Source organism: Halomonas denitrificans, assembly GCA_019800895.1.
Lineage (GTDB): Bacteria > Pseudomonadota > Gammaproteobacteria > Xanthomonadales > Wenzhouxiangellaceae.
In genome coordinates this window covers 343,765-360,656 of sequence record JAHVKF010000002.1, presented here as the reverse complement: position 1 = coordinate 360,656, position 16,892 = coordinate 343,765, and the positions used below count along the sequence as shown (strand labels likewise).

Here is a 16,892-nt window from a genome sequence, read left to right as displayed (position 1 = left end):
CGCTCGGAGTGCAATCGATGACCACGCTGTTCCTGACCGGCACCGATACCGGCTGCGGCAAGACGGTCGCCACCGCGGCGCTGGCCCGGGCGCTGGTCGCGCTCGGCCGCCGGGTGGCCTGTTTCAAGCCGATCGCGTCGGGCTGCCGGGTGACCGACGCCGGCCTGCGCAACGACGACGCCGAGCGATTGATCGAGGCGGCGAGCGTGAAACTGCCGTACGAAACGGTCAATCCCGTGGCCCTGGCGCCGCCGATCGCGCCGCACATCGCCGCCGAACAGGCGGGCATCTGCATCGATCATGCATCGATCGCCCGCGAAATACTGAAGATCGACGCAGACGTCCGGCTGGTCGAGGGCGTCGGTGGATGGCAGGTGCCGCTGGGCCCGGATTGCGACCTCGCGGCGCTGCCTAAGGCTCTCGATGCTGGCGTTGTGCTGGTGGTGGGTCTGCGCCTGGGCTGCCTGAACCACGCCTTGCTGACCGCCAGGGCGATTCGCGCCGACGGGTTCGAGCCTGTCGGATGGATCGCGAACCACGTCGACCCGGACATGGTCGCCCAGCAGGCGAACCTGGACGCCCTCGCCCAGCGGCTCGGCTGCCCGCTGCTCGGCCGCATCGCGCACGGCGCGGCACCCCGCTTCGAGGCGCAACTCGACCTGTCGGAGGCCGCGTGAGGGCCGGGCAGTCGCGGACCGGGGCCCGGGCACTCGGCCTTGCGGCGCTCGTGCTGATGGCGTCGAGCCCGACGAGTGCGGTGGTCTGGCCGCTGACGCCGGGGGACGACGTGATCGGAGAACTCATCGTGGACCGGACCCGCGGCGAGCAGCGCCCGCTGGACCTGGCCCGGATGCACAACATCGGCCACAACGAGATCCGAGCCGCCAATCCGGACGTCGACCCGTGGCTGCCGATGGCGGGCCTGCGCCTGCGCATCCCGCAGCTCCACGTGCTGCCCGACGGGCCTCGCGAAGGCATCGTCGTCAACCTCTCGGAGCGTCGCCTGTACTTCTTCACCGACGACTGGCCCGACTGGGACGGCCCCGTGGTCGATACGCACCCGGTCGGCGTCGGCCTGTCCGAGCGCGCCACGCCGCTGGTCGAGACCGAAGTTACCGCGCGTCTCGACGATCCGGCCTGGTACCCGACCGACGAGGTCCGCGCCTACTACGCGTCGACCGGCCGCGAGCTCGGCGCCATGGTGCCGGCCGGACCGGAGAACCCGCTGGGGCGGCACGCCCTGAAGCTGGCCGGCGAGGGGCTGCTGATCCATGGCACGCACCGTCCCGACGGCGTCGGTCTGCGCGTAAGTCAGGGGTGCATCCGCCTGTTCCCGGAGAGCATCGCGTCGCTGATCCGTCAGGTGCCGGTCGGTACGCCGGTGCGGATCGTGCGTCAGCCGGTGCGCGTGGGCTGGAAGGGCGATGCCCTGTACCTCGAGGTCGACCCGGTCGAAGACGGTGAGCCGCCGCTGCCGGAGTGGTCGGAGGTGCAGGCGCGCGTCGATGCCGCGCAGCGGTCCGGAACCCGGGTGGACTGGAATGTCGTCCGGTCCGCCTACGCCGACGCCGACGGAGTGCCCGTGCGGATCGGTTCGGCCGTGGACTGATCGCCGATCGGGGCGCCCGGACGTGCCGGACGAAATCTGCCGGGCGAAATCGACAGGGAAGGAACGGCGTGTCGCCTGCTGGGGACAGGGCGGAAACGACTGCGCCGGGCGGGGCCCGGCGCAGCGGTCGAACGATTGCAGGCGCGGAGCGCTTACTTGTTCTGCATGTCCTCGAGCGCGCGGTCCAGCTTGCGCTCCAGGTCGGTGCAGCAGTTCTGCGAGGCGTCTGCGGCAGCCTGGGCGGCGCGCGCGGCCTCCAGCGCCTGCTGGATCGAGCTCTGCGCGGCTTCCAGCCGGGCCGTGGCTTCTGCGGCCATGCGCTTGGCTTCTTCGGCTTCGGCGCGGACTTCGTTGAGCTGCTGGGTCGAGGCGCAACCGGCGGCCAGCGCCAGTGCGAAACCACCGATCAGGGCCTTGGCGGCCACAGTGCGGGGGGAACGGGTCATGGGCGTACTCCTGAGACTGTAATGAGATCGAATTCCAGTCGAATCCAGACTGGGGCCGGTCGGTGCGGACCTGGGGGCAATGATGCACATACACACCGCCCGGCAGCGTCCGTTCGCGCCCGGTGCTGATATAATGACGGATGTATCGAAGCCATACAAGCGTGGCCGCGTGCGGGTCTTGCCGCTTCGTGGCCCGGCTCCGGTGCCCTTGAACCTCCCCGGGCCGTCTCCATATCGGTGGTGACGGCGGCTCGTCCTGCTCGCCCAAGGCGGCGATCGGCGGGAAACAATTTTCGATCCGGTGCGGGAACTCCGGTTTCCGAATCGGGTCATAACGAACGCCTAGCGCTAGGCGCGGACCTGCTTCCCTCCCTGAGCGGGTCCACCCTGGATTCGGTATCGTCCCCAAACCGGATCCAACTCCGAGGCCCCGGGTTTCTCCCTCTCCCGGGGCCTCTCTTTATCCTCCTTTCGCTTTTTCTGCCCATCTGCGGCGGCGCAGGGTCGCGGTCGTGTGTCCTGTCGTGCAGATGCGGATACGTTCGAGAGGAGTTTCGTCCTTCGGCGCGAAATGCCTCTGAGGTTGGTTCTCGTTTTCATGAAAAACCGAAGAACAACCCCAAAGGCGTTTCGCCACACGGGCTCCGCCCGCTTTCTGGCGAGGTACTTTTGACAGTCGCCTCAAAAGTACCCAAAAGCGCTTCCACAAGCGGTGCGAAGGAACCGGGTTTGCCCGTCAGGCAAGGGCGCGGCGCAGAAAATCGCTTACCGCGCTGAGACACGAGAAGCTTGTCGAGCGCCAGGCTTCGGCTACCGCAGGGAGGGTCGGAGCCCGACAGCCTCGGTGGGCACTGCCCTCGAGGTCGCTGCCGGGCCGAAGCGGGGCCCGTTCCGCGTGCACCTTGGGTCATCCCCGAGGTTGCGACCAACGGCCTCTCCTCTCCCGAGGCCGCCCAGCGAGTATCGTCGCCACGGCGGTTCCAAAGAAACTCGCCCCTCGATACGACCCGTTCATTAAGAGCGCTTTTGCCTTCTTTTGTCGCGCCTGTCAAAAGAAGGTCGCCCGCAAGCGCGAAGCGCGGGGCGAAATGCCTTTCGGGGTTGGTTCGCTCTATTCCGTAAAAACCGAAGAACAACTCCACAGTCGATTCGCCACGCCGGCTTCGGCTGTCGGGCGAAATCGGACCGCGACCGCCTCGGCGGGCACCAGCTCCGAGATCACGGCCGGCCGACATGCGTCCGGAAGCCGCCCCACGGCAGGGCGCGAATGGCGCGGAATGCTGCCCGGCGGACGGTCGCCGCCGCGACCCCGGCGCCACGAGCCGCTATCCTGTGCCCTCGAGCCGCGCCGACGGAGAATCCCCATGCCGCCCGATCCATCCCGTCCCGACCTGCACGTGATCGTCCTCGCCGCCGGCGAAGGTCGCCGGATGCGGTCCGATCGGCCGAAGGTGCTGCAGCCGCTGGGCGGCCAGCCGATGCTCGCTCACGTCCTCGACGCACTGGCGCCACTCGGCCCGGCCGCCGTTCATGTGGTGATCGGTGCCGGGGCCGACCGGGTGCGCGACGCGTTCGAGGCGCGCCGGCCACCGGTGCGCTGGGTCGAGCAGGCCGAGCGCCTGGGCACCGGCCACGCGGTCCAGCAGGCCCTCCCCTCGATCCCGGCCGGCGCCCGCGTGCTCGTGCTGCCGGGGGACATGCCGTTGATCCGGACCGAGAGCCTCGAGCGTCTCGTCGGCATCGACGCGCCGCTCGCGCTGCTCACCTTCGAACCGGGCGATCCGACCGGCTACGGCCGGATCCTGCGCGACGACGCCGGCCGGCCCGTCGGCATCCGCGAGGAGCGCGACGCCAGCGCCCGCGAGCGGCAGATCGGCGAGGTGAACTCGGGCGTGATGCTGGCCGACGCGGAGTGCCTGGCGGACTGGCTGGGCCGGATCGGGAACGACAATGCGCAGCGCGAGTATTACCTGACCGACGTGGTCGGCCTGGCGGTCGCGGACGGCGCGGCCGTCGCCACCGCCTCCTGCGGCGAGTCCCGCGAAGCCCTTGGCGCCAACGACCGCGTCCAGCTGGCGGCGCTGGAGGCTGCACTTCAGGCTCGCCGGCGCCGCGCGCTGCTGGACGCCGGCGTTTCCCTGCCGGTGCCGGACCAGGTCCAGCTGCGCGGGCGCGTCGAAGCCGGCCGCGACGTGGTCATCGACGTCGGCGCGGTGCTCGAGGGAACCGTCGTGCTCGGCGACGGGGTCGAGATCGGCCCGGGCTGCGTACTGCGTGACTGCCGATTGGCCGCAGGGACCCGGGTCGAGGCCTACAGTGTGCTCGACGGTGCCGAGACGACCGGGGCCTGCCGGATCGGGCCGTTCGCCCGGCTGCGCCCGGGCACGGTGCTGGCCGCCGGCGTGAAGATCGGCAATTTCGTCGAGACCAAGAACGCGGTCCTGGCCGAGGGCGCCAAGGCCAGCCACCTCAGCTATGTCGGCGACGCGGAGGTCGGCGCCGGCGCCAACCTCGGCGCCGGCACCATCACCTGCAACTACGACGGGGTGAACAAGCACCGGACTGTGATCGGCTCGGACGCCTTCGTCGGCTCCAACAGCGCGCTGGTCGCGCCGGTGACGATCGGCGACCGGGCCACGATCGGGGCCGGCAGCACGATCTCCGGCAACGCGCCGGCCGACGCCCTGACCGTGGCCCGCGCGCGCCAGAAGAGCCTGCCCGGCTGGAAGCGGCCGACCAGAAAATCCTGACGATGACTGGAAGCGGTCCGAGGCCTGCGGTATTCTGAGCAGCTTGCAGCCCCAAACCAGAATCGAGAGCGATCCGAATGCGTAGACGCCAACGCCCCGAGGACGAAGCCGAGATCAACATCACGCCGATGCTCGACATCGTGTTCATCATGCTGATCTTCTTCATCGTCACCACGTCCTTCGTCCGTGAGCAGGGCCTGGACATTTCCCGCCCGCAGCAGGCCGAGAACCCGCCGCCGCAGCAGGAAGACACCGGCCAGATCGTGGTCCGGATCGACCAGCTCAGCCAGATCACGATCAACGATCGCGCCGTCGACGACCGCGCGGTGCGCGCCAACCTCGAGCGCGAGCGCGCGTCGAAGCCGAAAGCACCGCTGATCGTCGCGTCGCACCCGGACGCGGACACCAATTCGCTGGTCCTGGTGCTCGATGCAGCCAACGTCGTGGGCATCACCAACATCAGCGTCGCGACCACCAGGTAGCGGCGCGCTTCGGGCCGGTCGTCGGACCGACTCCGACCCGCCATTTCGCGAATTGCCGAGTCAGACGAGGAGGGAGCCATGACCGAAATCGAATCCACCGAACCGACACCTGCCGGCGGTGACCCCAAGGAGCTCAAGCTGTGGTCGACGCTGCTGCACCTGTCGCTGCTGGCCGGGCTGATCATCCCGCTCGGCGGGCTGATCGTGCCGGTCGTGATCTACATCCTGAAGAAGGACGAGCTGCCGGGTCTCGAGCCGCATTGGCACGTGGTACTCAACTGGCTGATCAGCGCCTTGATCTACTTCGTGGTCTGTTTCATCCTGTTCATCGTCGTCATCGGGGTGTTCCTGATGTGGGCGCTGGGGCTGCTCTGCCTGATCTTCCCGATCATCGGAGCGATCAAGGCCAACGACGGACAGGTCTGGCCCTACCCGCTGTCGATCCAGTTCTTCGGAAAGTAGGCCGGACCAGCCATCGCGCCAATGAACCATGCGTTCATGGCAGGGCGCCGTTCGGGAAGGGCGCCTCGTCCTTCCCGACCTGATTCGCCGGGCCGCGAGTCCGGCTCCCAATAACGCAGAGTCGCCCACGCGTGGCACTCCGCCCCCGGACCCGCGCGAACCGCGCCGGTCACAGCGCAGGAAATTCGTATGCATTCGACCCAAGCCCGCCCGAGCAAACCGCCGTTCGTCAAGTCCAGCGCGGTGTTCTTCGGGCTGACCAATCTCGCCGCAATCACGATCGTCCCCTGGTGGGGGATCACCCAGGGGTACTCGCCCGCCGCGTGGATCGCGGCGACGGTGCTGCTGGCGCTCGGCGGCATGAGCATCACCACCGGCTATCACCGGATGTGGTCGCACCGGACCTTCAAGGCCGCCTGGCCGGTCCGGCTCGCGTTCGCGATTTTCGGCGGCATGGCGCTGCAGAACAGCATCTACGTATGGGCCGCGCGCCACCGCATCCATCATCGCCACGTCGACGACGTCGAGCGCGATCCACACTCGATCAGGACCGGCTTCTGGCATGCCCATATCGGCTGGATGCTGCGCAACTGGCCGACCAGCGAAGTCGATTTCAGTCAGGTCCGCGACCTGGAGCGCGATCCGATCGTGATGTGGCAGCACCGGTACTACTGGGCCCTGGTCTGGGTGTCCAATCTCGGCATTCCGCTGGCGCTGGGCTGGATGACCGGCGACTGGATCGGCATGTTCCTGCTGGCCGGCGTGCTGCGCCTGGTCGCCAGCCACCACTTCACCTTCTTCATCAACTCGCTGGCCCACACCTGGGGTCGACGTCCGTACAGCGAGGAGAACACCGCGGTCGACAACGGCATGATCGCCTTGCTGACCTGGGGCGAGGGGTACCACAACTACCACCACGCGTTCCAGGCCGACTACCGCAACGGCATCCGCTGGTGGCAGTACGATCCGTCCAAGTGGCTGATCAACGTCCTGGCCTGGTGCGGGCTGGTCTACGACCGCAAGCGTACGCCGACCTTCCGGATCCGCCGTGCCCGGTTGATGCTGCAGTTCCAACGCCTGCAGCGCCGTCTCGAAGGCGACGCGCCGGCGACCTGGCGCGAACGCTTCGAGCAGGAGTTCGGTCAGTTCAAGGACACCATCGGCCAGTGGCAGGCGGTGCAGATGCGCCGCGTCGAGGCCGGTGCGGATGCGATCAAGGATCGCTGGCAGCGGACGGAGCTGCACACCCGCGTGCGCGAGCTCGAATATCGCCTGAAGATGCAGCAGAAGCGCCTGCGTGCACTCGCGCGCAGCCTGGGCCCGCAGACGGCCTGACCGGTTCGACCGCGCCTTCATATTGCAGATGAACGCGGATGAACGCAGATGAAGAGCATCCCTGCCGGCGGGGCACAGCGTCGCTGCGTCGGTCGAGAGGGCCTTTGTCGAGATCGCTATCGAGCCATTCTTCCGGTACGGACCAGCTCGATTGCTCGAGGTCGTTCGCGCAGCAACTCTTCTTTGCCACGCTCAAAGGCGCCTGAGGCGAGTTCGCAGGCTTCGTCTACGAGCAGCGGACAGTGTCCGGCCATCGGATGCCGGGTTCGCGTTCTGCAGGGTCAGGAACGAGGAAACCCGAAGCGGCAAGACCGCGGACGCAGAATCGTCGATTCTTGACTTCAATCTGCGTGAATCCGCGTTCATCTGCGGTCTGGTCATGATTTCGATTTTCTTCTCTTCGGTCGATCCCGGTTAGCGGTATGCCCCGCTAGGTCGAACCGGGCTTCGGCAGGCCGAAGAACGCCCGCGCGTTCGCCGTGGTCTGCTCGGCCAGACGCTCCGGCGATACGCCGCGCAGGGCCGCGACCGCACCGCCGATCCACGGCAGCCATTGCGGTTCGTTCCGGTGCGTACGCTGCTTCGGTCGGAGGTTGCGCGGCTTCAGGTAGGGCGCGTCGGTTTCCAGCATCAGCCGGTCATCCGGAATCTCCGGCACCAGTTCCTTCAACGCGAGCCCCCTTCGTTCGTCGCACACCCAGCCGGTGATGCCGATGTGGCAGTCGAGATCGAGGTAGTCGAAGAGCGCGCGGCGGGAGTCGGTGAAGCAGTGCACGACCACCGGTCCGATCCGGTGCCGATAGTCGCGCAGTAGCGAAACGAAGTCGTCATGGGCGTCGCGCTGGTGGAGGAAGGCGGGCTTGCCGCAGGCGACGGCGAGTTCCAGCTGGCGCTCGAACGCGACGCGTTGGTCGTCGCGTGGTGAAAAGTCGCGAAAATAGTCCAGTCCGCATTCGCCGACCGCGACGACCGCGTCCTCGCAATGCAGAGCGGCCAGGTGACGAACGGCTTCATCGTCCAGGTCGGAGGCCAGGTGGGGGTGTACGCCGGCCGTGGCAAAAAGCGCATGCGGCCGTTCCCTGGCCAGTGCCAGCGCTCGGTCGCTGCCGGCCACCGAAGCGCCGGTCAGCACCATCTGGACGACGCCGGCCGCGTGCGCCGCGTCGAGCACCGCGGGCCAATCGTCGTGGAAGCTCTCGTGGCCCAGATTCAGGCCGATGTCGATCCAGTCCATGGGCGCAGGAGTCTACTCGCTGCGGGTCGGCCGCGCGCGGCGTCGGGCTCGCGTCGCCGTCGCCCAGCCCTCCTCGCCCAGCGCGAGTCGGGCGCCCAGCGCACTTCCGCAGACCGGCGGCACGGCATGCAGGGCGGCCAGTGCACTGCCTTCGAGCGCGATCGCGGCCAGCGCCACTGCCGGTACGGCAAGCAGCACGCCCGCCGCGATTGCCGTGCGCCGTCCGCCGGACAGGAGTGCGGTCACCAGTCCGGCAACGGCGCCGCCGAGCAATGCCGTGAGCATCAGGATCAGCAGCACGGTCGGGCCGATCCGTTCCGGGCCCGCGACCAGCCGCGGGCCGAGCTGGCCGAGCAGCACGAACGCATCGATTGCGGTGCGCAGGGTCTCCTGCAGCGCGACCCCGAGCACCAGCCCGATCAGCAGTGCAGCCGGGCGATTGCCGAACCAGTCCTTCATGCCGCGAGTGTACCGGGGCCGGCCGGCAGCGGTCGGCTATACTCCGGTCTTTCCGTACCCGCCGGCCCATGTCCCCGACCCACATCCCGACCACCCGCGCGGCGCGCTAGCAGCGATGGCGCCCCGGCCGCACACCGGATTCTGGTCTGCCGCGAACTGGTTCTCCTGGTCCATCGCGGTGCTCCTGCTGGTCGTCCTGCTGGGTCTGACCGCCGGCCTCCACGCCACCCTGGAACGGGCCGAGACCCGCGCACTGGATCGGCACCTCGACGCGATCGTCGCGCAGGTCGAGGCCGACCTCGAACGAGCCGCAGCCGAGCAGTCCGCCATTCTCGAGCGCATGGCGCTCCGGTTGTCGCAGCGCAGCGCCCCCGATCGAGCGGCCTGGATCGCCGATGCGCAACGGCTGATGGCCGATTTTCCCTACTACTACCTGCTGGCGGTGGTCGACGCCGATCTGCGAGTTCGCTGGCTGGCGAGTCGGACGGCAGCGCGCCTGGAGGAAGGCCAGCCTCTGCCGGTGGGTACCGGCGCTCGCCGACGGCTGGCCGCGGCCGACTCGGGAACCGGAACGATGGTGCTCGAGCCGCTGCTGGTCGGCACCGGCCAGGCCGGTCTGCTGTTCATGACGCCGATCGAGTCCCGCGCCGGCGGTGCGAACGACTCGGTCCGCTGGCTCGCGTCGGTGCTGGTGGTGCCGGAGGCCGTCGCGGCCGCTCTCGATGCCTACTACCTCGACGACGTCGTTCTCGAGGGCCGCTTCGCCGGCACCCGGTTCGTGGTTCCGCCGGGCGCCCGCGATGTCGATCGATCGCGATCCTTCGTGCGCAGTCTCGCGGTGCAGCTCGACGACGGCCAGAGCACCTTCGAGTTCGACATCGCCCTGCGCCGCGCTACGCGCGATGCGCTGGCCACCGGTCTGCCGCAGGCCGTGCTCGGACTCGGCTCGTTGCTGGCCGTGCTGGTCTCGGTCGCCGCGCTGCTGGCGATGGCCGCCGCGCGCCAGGCGCAGGGCCTGGAGCAGGCCAACCGGACGCTGAACGACGAGATCCACGATCGCGAGCTGGCCGAGCAGGAGCTCGAGTTCCTGCTGACCCATGATTCGCTGACCGGCCTGCCCAATCGGCAGGGCATGCTGGAATCGCTTTCCCAGGCGCTGCAGCGGTTCACGCCCGGCCGCGCACTGGCCGTGCTGTATCTCGATCTGGACCGGTTCAAGGACATCAACGAGACGCTGGGGCATCACCTCGGCGACGAGCTGCTGCGCCAGCTTCCGGGCCGGATCGGGGACGCGCTGGACCCGGCGGACCGGCTCGGTCGCCTCGGTGGAGACGAATTCCTGATCGTCGCCGAGCGGGCCACCGGCGGCGGCGTCCGCCGCCTGGCCGAGGGCCTGCTCGGCTGCCTCAACGACGCCTTCCAGCTCGACGAGCACCAGCTGTTCGTCACCGCGAGCATCGGCTTCGCGCTCTACGACGGTCGGCAGTCGCCGTCGGAGCTGGTGCAGAACGCCGACGCCGCGTTGTTCCGCGCCAAGCATCTCGGTCGGAACCAGGTGGCCCAGTTCACCCCGGAGATGTTCCGGGCCGTGCAGCAGCGCCTGGTCATGAGCCGGGATATCCGCAGCGCGATCGACTCCGGCCAGTTCCAGGTCGTCTACCAGCCGATCGTCGATCTGCGCAGCCTGCAGATGCGGGGTGTGGAAGCCCTGCTTCGCTGGTCCCAGCCCGACGGCCTGGTCATCCCGCCGCGTGACTTCATCCGCGTCGCGGAAGAAACCGGCCTGGTCCACCGACTCAGCCAGCTCGCGGTTCGGCAGGCCTTCCAGGACCTGGCCGGCTGGTGCCGCGAGTTCGGCCACGGACCATGGCTGGCCGTCAACATTTCCGGTGCGCAATTCCGCGAACCCCGGTTCGTGCCGGAGCTCCAGGACATGCTCGAGCGGGCCGGCCTGCGGCCGGACCAGGTCCATCTCGAGATTACCGAGGACGTGCTGATCGAGAACCTGGCGCGAAACCGCGCGGTGCTCGATCAGCTCGACGAGATCGGTCTCAAGCTGGTCGTCGACGATTTCGGGGTCGGCTATTCGTCCATGGCCTACATCAAGAACTTCCCGGTTTCGACGATCAAGATCGACCAGGGATTCGTTCGGGACCTGGAGATCGACCGCGATGACCAGGCGATCACCCGGACCATCTGCAACCTGTCGAGCGCATTGCGCCTGGACACCGTGGCAGAGGGCATCGAGCATCCGGCCCAACTCGAAGCGCTGCGGAGTTACGGCTGTCCGCTCGGCCAGGGCTACCTGTTTCTCGAAGCCTCCGGCCCGGATGCCATCCGCGAGATCCTGGCCGGCCACCGCCCGTGGGCAGAGCGGACAGCGATTGCCGTGCAGTGACGAAGTGCGAATCGCTTCGCACGGAGCACCACCGAAACGAGCGCTCGAACCGCTTGTCTGCATCGTCGGCTTGTGGCACCCTGCAGGCATGAACCGTTCCTCCCGCACCCGAGCCCCGCAGACGCTGCGCCGCGAATCGTCGCGACGTCGCCGCTGCGTGCACCCTGGCTGGACGGAAACCTGACGCCTGACCCGCGTTCGAACCAAGAATCGTTTCCGAACCCAGCCCCCACCGGCTGGGTTTTTTTTTGCCCGAACGAGAGTGCCGATGAAGCAATTCCTGACCACCGAAGACCACTCACGCGAAGAGCTGCAGTCGTTGATCGACGTGGCCGACGAGATCCGCCGGCAGCCGGTTCGAGGCGACCTGGCCGGCAGGACGATCGCGTTGCTGTTCCTCAACCCCTCGCTGCGGACCCGTTCGTCCTTCGAGATCGGCGCCTACCAGCTCGGCGCGCACGCGGTCGTCCTCGAACCGGGCAAGGGGGCCTGGGGCATCGAATTCGAACCCGGTGTGGTCATGGACGGGGCGGCCGAGGAGCACATCGCGGAAGTCGCCGGCGTGCTGTCGCGCTATTGCGATGCGCTCGCCATTCGCGCCTTCCCGCAGTTCCGCGACTGGTCGGTGGACCGCGAGGACCGGGTGATCCGCGCGCTCGCCGCGCACGCAACGGTACCGGTCATCAACATGGAAACGATCGTCCACCCGTGCCAGGAGCTGGCCTTGATGCGAGCGGTGCAGGATCACCTCGACGAACCGGATGGAAAGAAGTTCGTGCTGACCTGGACCTACCATCCGCGGCCCCTGAATACGGCGGTGGCGAATTCCGCCCTGCTGATCGCGACCAAGTTCGGCATGGATGTCACGCTGCTGATTCCCGAAGACGCCTACCGCCTCGATCCGCGCTACATGGACGCGGCCGAGGCGCAGTCCGCCGCATCGGGCGGAGCCTTTCGCGTGACCACCGACATCGACGACGCCTACACCGGCGCGGACTTCGTCTATGCGAAGAGCTGGGGCTGCCTGCCGCTCTACGGACGGCCGGACGAGCAGTCGGCGCTGAACGCGAAGTACAGGCACTTCATCGTCGACGAGGCCAAGATGGCGAAGACCGCCAACGCCCGCTTCAGCCATTGCCTGCCGCTGCGCCGCAACGTCAAGGCCACCGATGGGGTGATGGATGCCGATTACTGCGTGGCCATCGACGAGGCCGAGAACCGGCTGCATGTGCAGAAGGCGTTGATGCTGAAGTTGATGGGAGGTTGATGTGGCTCATTGCATTAGCGGTGGCTTCAGCTCAATGGTGTTTCGCCCGCCTGCTTCGCAGGCTGATGGCGAGGTACTTTTGTGGCGTCAAAAGTACCCAAAACCGCTGCGCGAACATCGCCGCCCGCTGCGCGGGTTCCCTGCGATGCTCGGTGCGAGCGGGGCCAAAAGAACTCGCTACGCTCAGACACCTTTTGGCCTCTCTCCGCTCGCCCTTGCGCTTCTCGGCGGCGCTGACGGCGGGAAACGTCAAGAGCCGACCCGCGCCGGATTCGACGGCTTGCTTCCTCCCATCGTCCCGGATCGCGGGCTGGGGGCGATGGCGGAAGAAACAGCGCTGGGTCACTTCTGCCTGGAACGCGCCGAGACTCGCAGGGCCGCGCGGAAGGAGGGATTCCGCATGTCTGAGCGAAAGGAGCGCAGCGACTGCAGCGAGTTCGGAATCCCCCGCGCGGATCGAGAATCGAGGGAACCCGCGTAGCGGGCGCGTTCCCGGCACGAGCATTTTTGGTTCCTTTTGCTGCGACAAAAGGGACTCGCATCAGCTGGCGCAGCCAGCGGCGAAACGAATTTCAACGGATTGAACCATCGAAAGGCAAGAACATTGCAACGACCCGGAATCCTAAATATATGAACAAGCAATCGATCATCCTCGCCTTCTCCGGCGGCCTCGACACCAGCTACTGCGTGCTGGCGCTGAAGAACCAGGGCTACGAGGTTCACACGGCCTTCGTCGATACCGGCGGCGTGTCTGCCGAGCACAGGCGATGGATTGCCGATCGTGCGCGATCGCTGGGCGCGGCCGAGCACCACGAGCTCGACGCGGGACCGGCGCTGTGGGATCAGTTCGTGGTTCCGCTGTTGTGGAGCGGGGCACGGATGCTCGGCCAGTATCCGATGCTGTGCTCGGACCGCTACGTAATCGTCGAGCGCTGCCTGGAGCTGGCCGACCGGCTGGGCACGAAGCGTTTCGCCCACGGCTGCACCGGCATGGGCAACGACCAGCTGCGCTTCGACCAGTCGGTGCGCAGCCTCGGCGACTACCTCATCCATGCGCCGATCCGAGAGCTGCAGCGGGAAACCTCGAACGTACGTGCCCATGAACTCGAGCTCATGGCCGAAGCCGGCGTCGAGGTGCCTGCCTCGTCTTCGAAGTACTCGATCAACGAGAACCTGCTGGGCGTGACGCTTTCCGGCCAGGAGATCGATCGCTTCGAGGCGCCGGCCGACGACACGCGGGTGTGGTGTCGCCCGCGCGCCGAATGGCCGGAGGGACAGCAGGAGTGGACGCTGGGCTTCGACGCCGGCCGCGCCGTCACGCTGAACGGCGAGACGCTGGACGGGCCGGTCATGCTGGAGCGCCTGAACCGCGAACTCGGCGCCTGGGGCGTCGGTCGTCATCTCTATACGGGCGATGTATCGATCGGCTTGAAGGGCCGGATCGTGTTCGAGTGCCCCGGCATCGATGGGCTGATGGCGGCGCACAGGGCGCTGAGCGAAAGCGTCCAGACCAAGCTGCAGAACCAGTTCGCACACACGATCGCCGCGCGCTGGGCCGAGCTGGTCTACACCGGGTTCTTCTTCGAGCCGCACAAGGCCGATCTCGAGGCCTACCTGGAATCGGCCAATCGCTTCGTGACAGGTGAAGTCCGGCTGGCCACTGAAGGCGGCAGCCTGCTGGCGGTGGCGGTCGATTCGCCCTACACGCTGGCCGATCCGGATGCGGTCTATGCGCAGTCGGCGAGCTGGACACCGGAGGAGGCCGAGGGCTTCGTCAAGCTGGTCGGGCAGTCCTCGACGCTGGCGGCCAAGGTCCGGTCGAAATGACGGTGGGGTACGGGAGTAGCGGTATCGGCAACCGCAGCGATCTCGAAGCGATCCTCGGCCATCTGGCGGTGTTGATCGCCGACGACAGCCAGAACCCGCCGCGCGCGATCACGGCGGATTCGCCGATGTACGCGCACGTTCGTGACGCGCTGCCGGACGGGTTCGAGGTCGAGACCGTGGATCACGGCGACGGTCACGTCAGCCTGCACGCGCGCCGCGGCGAGCCGCGGGTGCTGTTCAACTGCCACCTCGACACGGTGCCGGTCGGCGAAGGCTGGTCGGTGCCTCCGCTCGAGCTCACGGTCCGGGACGGCCGGGCCTGGGGCCGTGGGAGCTGCGACATCAAGGGCGCTGCCGCGGCGCTGCTCCGGGTCGCCCGGACGACCGAAGCGCCGATGGCCCTGCTGTTCACCTCTGACGAAGAAGGGGCGGGCGGTTGCTGCGTCAAGAACTTCATCGGAGCAGGCGGAGCAGAGGGCTATGCGACCGCCGTGGTCTGCGAGCCGACCGGCAACCGGGCCGTGCTGGCCCATCGCGGTTACCTGTCGGTGAAGGGTCGATTCAGCGGCGTTGCCGGACACTCGTCCGAGTTTCGCGCGCTGGAGGACTCGGCGGTCCACGCGGCCGGCCGCTGGATGGCCTCCGCGCTCGCCCGCTGCCGCGCGGAAGCCGACGCGGGCCGCCCGACCTGCTTCAACATCGGCACCGTGTCCGGCGGCATCAAGAGCAACGTGATCGCCGACCGCTGCGACCTGCACTGGTCCGCCCGGCTCGCACCGGGCGGCGACAACGAGGCGCTGTTCGACGAGGTCGCGGGCCTTGCGGGGGCACAGGAACGCGCAGAGTGGCAGATTCCGTTCAGCGGGCCGCCGCTGCCCGCCGCGGGGAAGACCACCGATGGTGCTCGCGCCTTCGCGGACCGCCACGGGCTCGCGATCACCGAGTCCGTCGACTTCTGGACCGAGGCCTCCCTGTTCTCCGCGGCCGGACTCGACGCGCTCGTCTGCGGGCCCGGACACATCGAGCAGGCCCACATCGTCGACGAGTGGGTCGAACTGGACCAGCTCGATGCGGCGTATTCGAACTACCGGGCGCTGGTCGAAGGTGCAGCCGAGGGCGTCGACCCATGAGCGACGCGCATCCTATCGTCCGGTCCACCGTCGTCGAACTGCTCGGCCAGCTCGGCTCCTCGCGCGAGGCGCGGCAATATCTCGAGCAGTTCTCGCGCGTCAACGAGACGCGGTTCGCCGTGATCAAGGTCGGCGGCGGCATCCTGGCCGATCAGCTCGATGACCTGGTTGCCGCGCTGGCCTTTCTTCATCGTCTGGGCCTGTACCCGATCGTGCTCCACGGCGCCGGGCGACAGCTCGACGATGCGCTGGCCGAGGCGGGCATCGAATCGCAGAAGCACGACGGCCTCCGGGTGACCACGGAGGAGGTCATGGCCGTGGCGCGGCCGGTGATCTACCGCGAGAACGCGAAGCTGGTCGACGCGCTGGAGCGCCATGGCGTGCGCGCACGCGGGCTGCTGCACGGCGTGTTCGAATGCGATTTCGCCGATCGCGAGAAGCTCGGCCTGGTCGGCCAGGTGCAATCGGTGGACCTCGATTCGATCCGCGGCTCGGTGTCGGCCGGCGCGCTGCCCGTTGTGGCCTGCCTTGGCGAGACCCGCGCCGGCCAGGTCATGAACATCAACGCCGACATCGCCACGCGGGAACTGGTCTGGGCGCTCAAGCCGTACAAGATCATCTTCCTGACCCCCACCGGCGGCCTGCTCGACGAGGACCAGCGGGTCATTTCCGCGATCAGCCTGACGAACGATTTCGAATCGCTGATTCGCCAGGATTGGGTCCACTCGGGCATGCAGTTGAAGCTGCAGCAGATCCGCGACATGCTCGAGCCGCTGTCGCCGTCGGCCTCCGTGTCGATCACCTCGGCCGGCAAGCTGACCCGCGAGCTGTTCACCCACACCGGTGCCGGCACGCTGGTCCGCAAGGGCGAAGCGATCGAATGGTTCGACGCGATCCCGGGCGCCCGTCGCGAGGGCTTCGAGCGGTTGCTGGTAGGCAGCTTCGACCGCGAACTGCGGCCGGACTGGCTCGAAGGCCGCAAGCAGCTCGGGGTGTTCCTGGCCGAGAGTGGCCGTGCCGCGGCGCTGGTTCTCGAAGGGCACGACGGCGTGCCCTACCTCGACAAGATCGTGGTCACCCCGGAAGCGCGCGGCGAAGGCCTGGGTGCCGCGCTCTGGCAGGCGCTTCGCGCGCGCTGCCCGGCCATGTACTGGCGCGCCCGGGCCAACAATCCGATCGCCGGCTGGTACTTTCAACAGGCCGACACCTGCGATCGCCGCGGCGGCTGGGTCGTCTACACGATCGGCATCGAATCGCCGGAGCAGCGAGCGGCCCTCGTCGACGACGCCGCCGGCCGCGACTCGGGCTGGGTCGAGAACGCCAGTGTGTGCTGAAAGGCGAAAGGAACCGCAGATGAACGCAGTTGGACGCAGATCGAAAATCGGACCGCCGTTCGAACTGTTCGCCGGTCGGCCGGCCCAGCCCCCCGAGGTCGGCTCTTCAATGCAGCTCTTCGGCAGTTGCCTTCCAATCTGTGTTCATCTGCGTTCATC

14 protein-coding genes are annotated in these 16,892 nt (G+C 67.9%); 11 read left to right on the top strand and 3 right to left on the bottom strand.

Features of this window, described 5'->3' with window-relative positions; genetic code table 11:
- The first annotated feature begins 17 nt into the window (after positions 1 to 17).
- Complete coding sequence (bioD, locus tag KUV67_05735; protein MBY6204371.1) at positions 18 to 677, top strand: dethiobiotin synthase; 660 nt, start codon at positions 18 to 20, stop codon at positions 675 to 677.
- Positions 674 to 1,609: a L,D-transpeptidase family protein gene (locus KUV67_05730; protein MBY6204370.1), complete on the top strand. Its 936-nt coding sequence runs from the start codon at positions 674 to 676 to the stop codon at positions 1,607 to 1,609. The genes bioD and KUV67_05730 overlap by 4 nt, the downstream gene beginning before the upstream one ends.
- A 152-nt stretch (positions 1,610 to 1,761) precedes the next feature.
- Here the strand turns inward: KUV67_05730 and KUV67_05725 are convergent, their stop codons facing one another.
- Entirely contained in the window at positions 1,762 to 2,055 is a 294-nt protein-coding gene (locus KUV67_05725; GenBank protein MBY6204369.1) for a hypothetical protein, read from the bottom strand.
- A 1,364-nt stretch (positions 2,056 to 3,419) separates the two neighbouring features.
- Between KUV67_05725 and glmU the strand changes: the two genes are divergently transcribed.
- The 4 genes from glmU to KUV67_05705 all read left to right on the top strand — a co-directional run bounded on the left by glmU (position 3,420) and on the right by KUV67_05705 (position 7,084).
- On the top strand, positions 3,420 to 4,805 hold the full coding sequence (gene glmU / locus KUV67_05720) for a bifunctional UDP-N-acetylglucosamine diphosphorylase/glucosamine-1-phosphate N-acetyltransferase GlmU (protein ID MBY6204368.1): 1,386 nt from the start codon (positions 3,420 to 3,422) through the stop codon (positions 4,803 to 4,805).
- A gap of 77 nt (positions 4,806 to 4,882) precedes the next feature.
- On the top strand, positions 4,883 to 5,287 hold the full coding sequence (locus tag KUV67_05715; GenBank protein MBY6204367.1) for a biopolymer transporter ExbD: 405 nt from the start codon (positions 4,883 to 4,885) through the stop codon (positions 5,285 to 5,287).
- A 78-nt stretch (positions 5,288 to 5,365) separates the two neighbouring features.
- Positions 5,366 to 5,749, top strand: a complete 384-nt coding sequence (locus tag KUV67_05710) for a DUF4870 domain-containing protein (protein ID MBY6204366.1) — start codon at positions 5,366 to 5,368, stop codon at positions 5,747 to 5,749.
- Between the two features lie 189 nt (positions 5,750 to 5,938).
- A complete protein-coding gene (locus tag KUV67_05705) occupies positions 5,939 to 7,084 on the top strand; it encodes an acyl-CoA desaturase (protein ID MBY6204365.1) in 1,146 nt (381 codons plus the stop codon).
- A 430-nt stretch (positions 7,085 to 7,514) separates the two neighbouring features.
- On the opposite strand, the gene KUV67_05700 is transcribed toward KUV67_05705, so the two are convergent.
- The gene (locus KUV67_05700) at positions 7,515 to 8,318 is read right to left on the bottom strand and encodes a TatD family hydrolase (GenBank protein MBY6204364.1); all 804 of its coding nucleotides are present in this window, start codon (positions 8,316 to 8,318) and stop codon (positions 7,515 to 7,517) included.
- 12 nt (positions 8,319 to 8,330) lie between these two features.
- Complete coding sequence (locus KUV67_05695; GenBank protein ID MBY6204363.1) at positions 8,331 to 8,777, bottom strand: hypothetical protein; 447 nt, start codon at positions 8,775 to 8,777, stop codon at positions 8,331 to 8,333.
- Between KUV67_05695 and KUV67_05690 the strand changes: the two genes are divergently transcribed.
- The 5 genes from KUV67_05690 to KUV67_05670 all read left to right on the top strand — a co-directional run bounded on the left by KUV67_05690 (position 8,776) and on the right by KUV67_05670 (position 16,733).
- Positions 8,776 to 11,175, top strand: a complete 2,400-nt coding sequence (locus KUV67_05690; protein MBY6204362.1) for an EAL domain-containing protein — start codon at positions 8,776 to 8,778, stop codon at positions 11,173 to 11,175. The two genes, KUV67_05695 and KUV67_05690, sit on opposite strands and share 2 nt — an antisense overlap.
- 268 nt (positions 11,176 to 11,443) lie before the next feature.
- A complete protein-coding gene (locus tag KUV67_05685; GenBank protein MBY6204361.1) occupies positions 11,444 to 12,442 on the top strand; it encodes an N-acetylornithine carbamoyltransferase in 999 nt (332 codons plus the stop codon).
- 630 nt (positions 12,443 to 13,072) lie between these two features.
- Complete coding sequence (locus KUV67_05680; GenBank protein MBY6204360.1) at positions 13,073 to 14,269, top strand: argininosuccinate synthase; 1,197 nt, start codon at positions 13,073 to 13,075, stop codon at positions 14,267 to 14,269.
- Positions 14,266 to 15,399 (top strand): acetylornithine deacetylase, encoded by a 1,134-nt coding sequence (locus KUV67_05675; protein ID MBY6204359.1) that lies wholly within the window; start codon positions 14,266 to 14,268, stop codon positions 15,397 to 15,399. Before KUV67_05680 ends, KUV67_05675 begins: the two co-directional genes overlap by 4 nt.
- Positions 15,396 to 16,733, top strand: coding sequence for an acetylglutamate kinase (locus KUV67_05670; protein ID MBY6204358.1), 1,338 nt, complete (start codon positions 15,396 to 15,398; stop codon positions 16,731 to 16,733). The genes KUV67_05675 and KUV67_05670 overlap by 4 nt, the downstream gene beginning before the upstream one ends.
- Positions 16,734 to 16,892 lie beyond the last annotated feature (159 nt).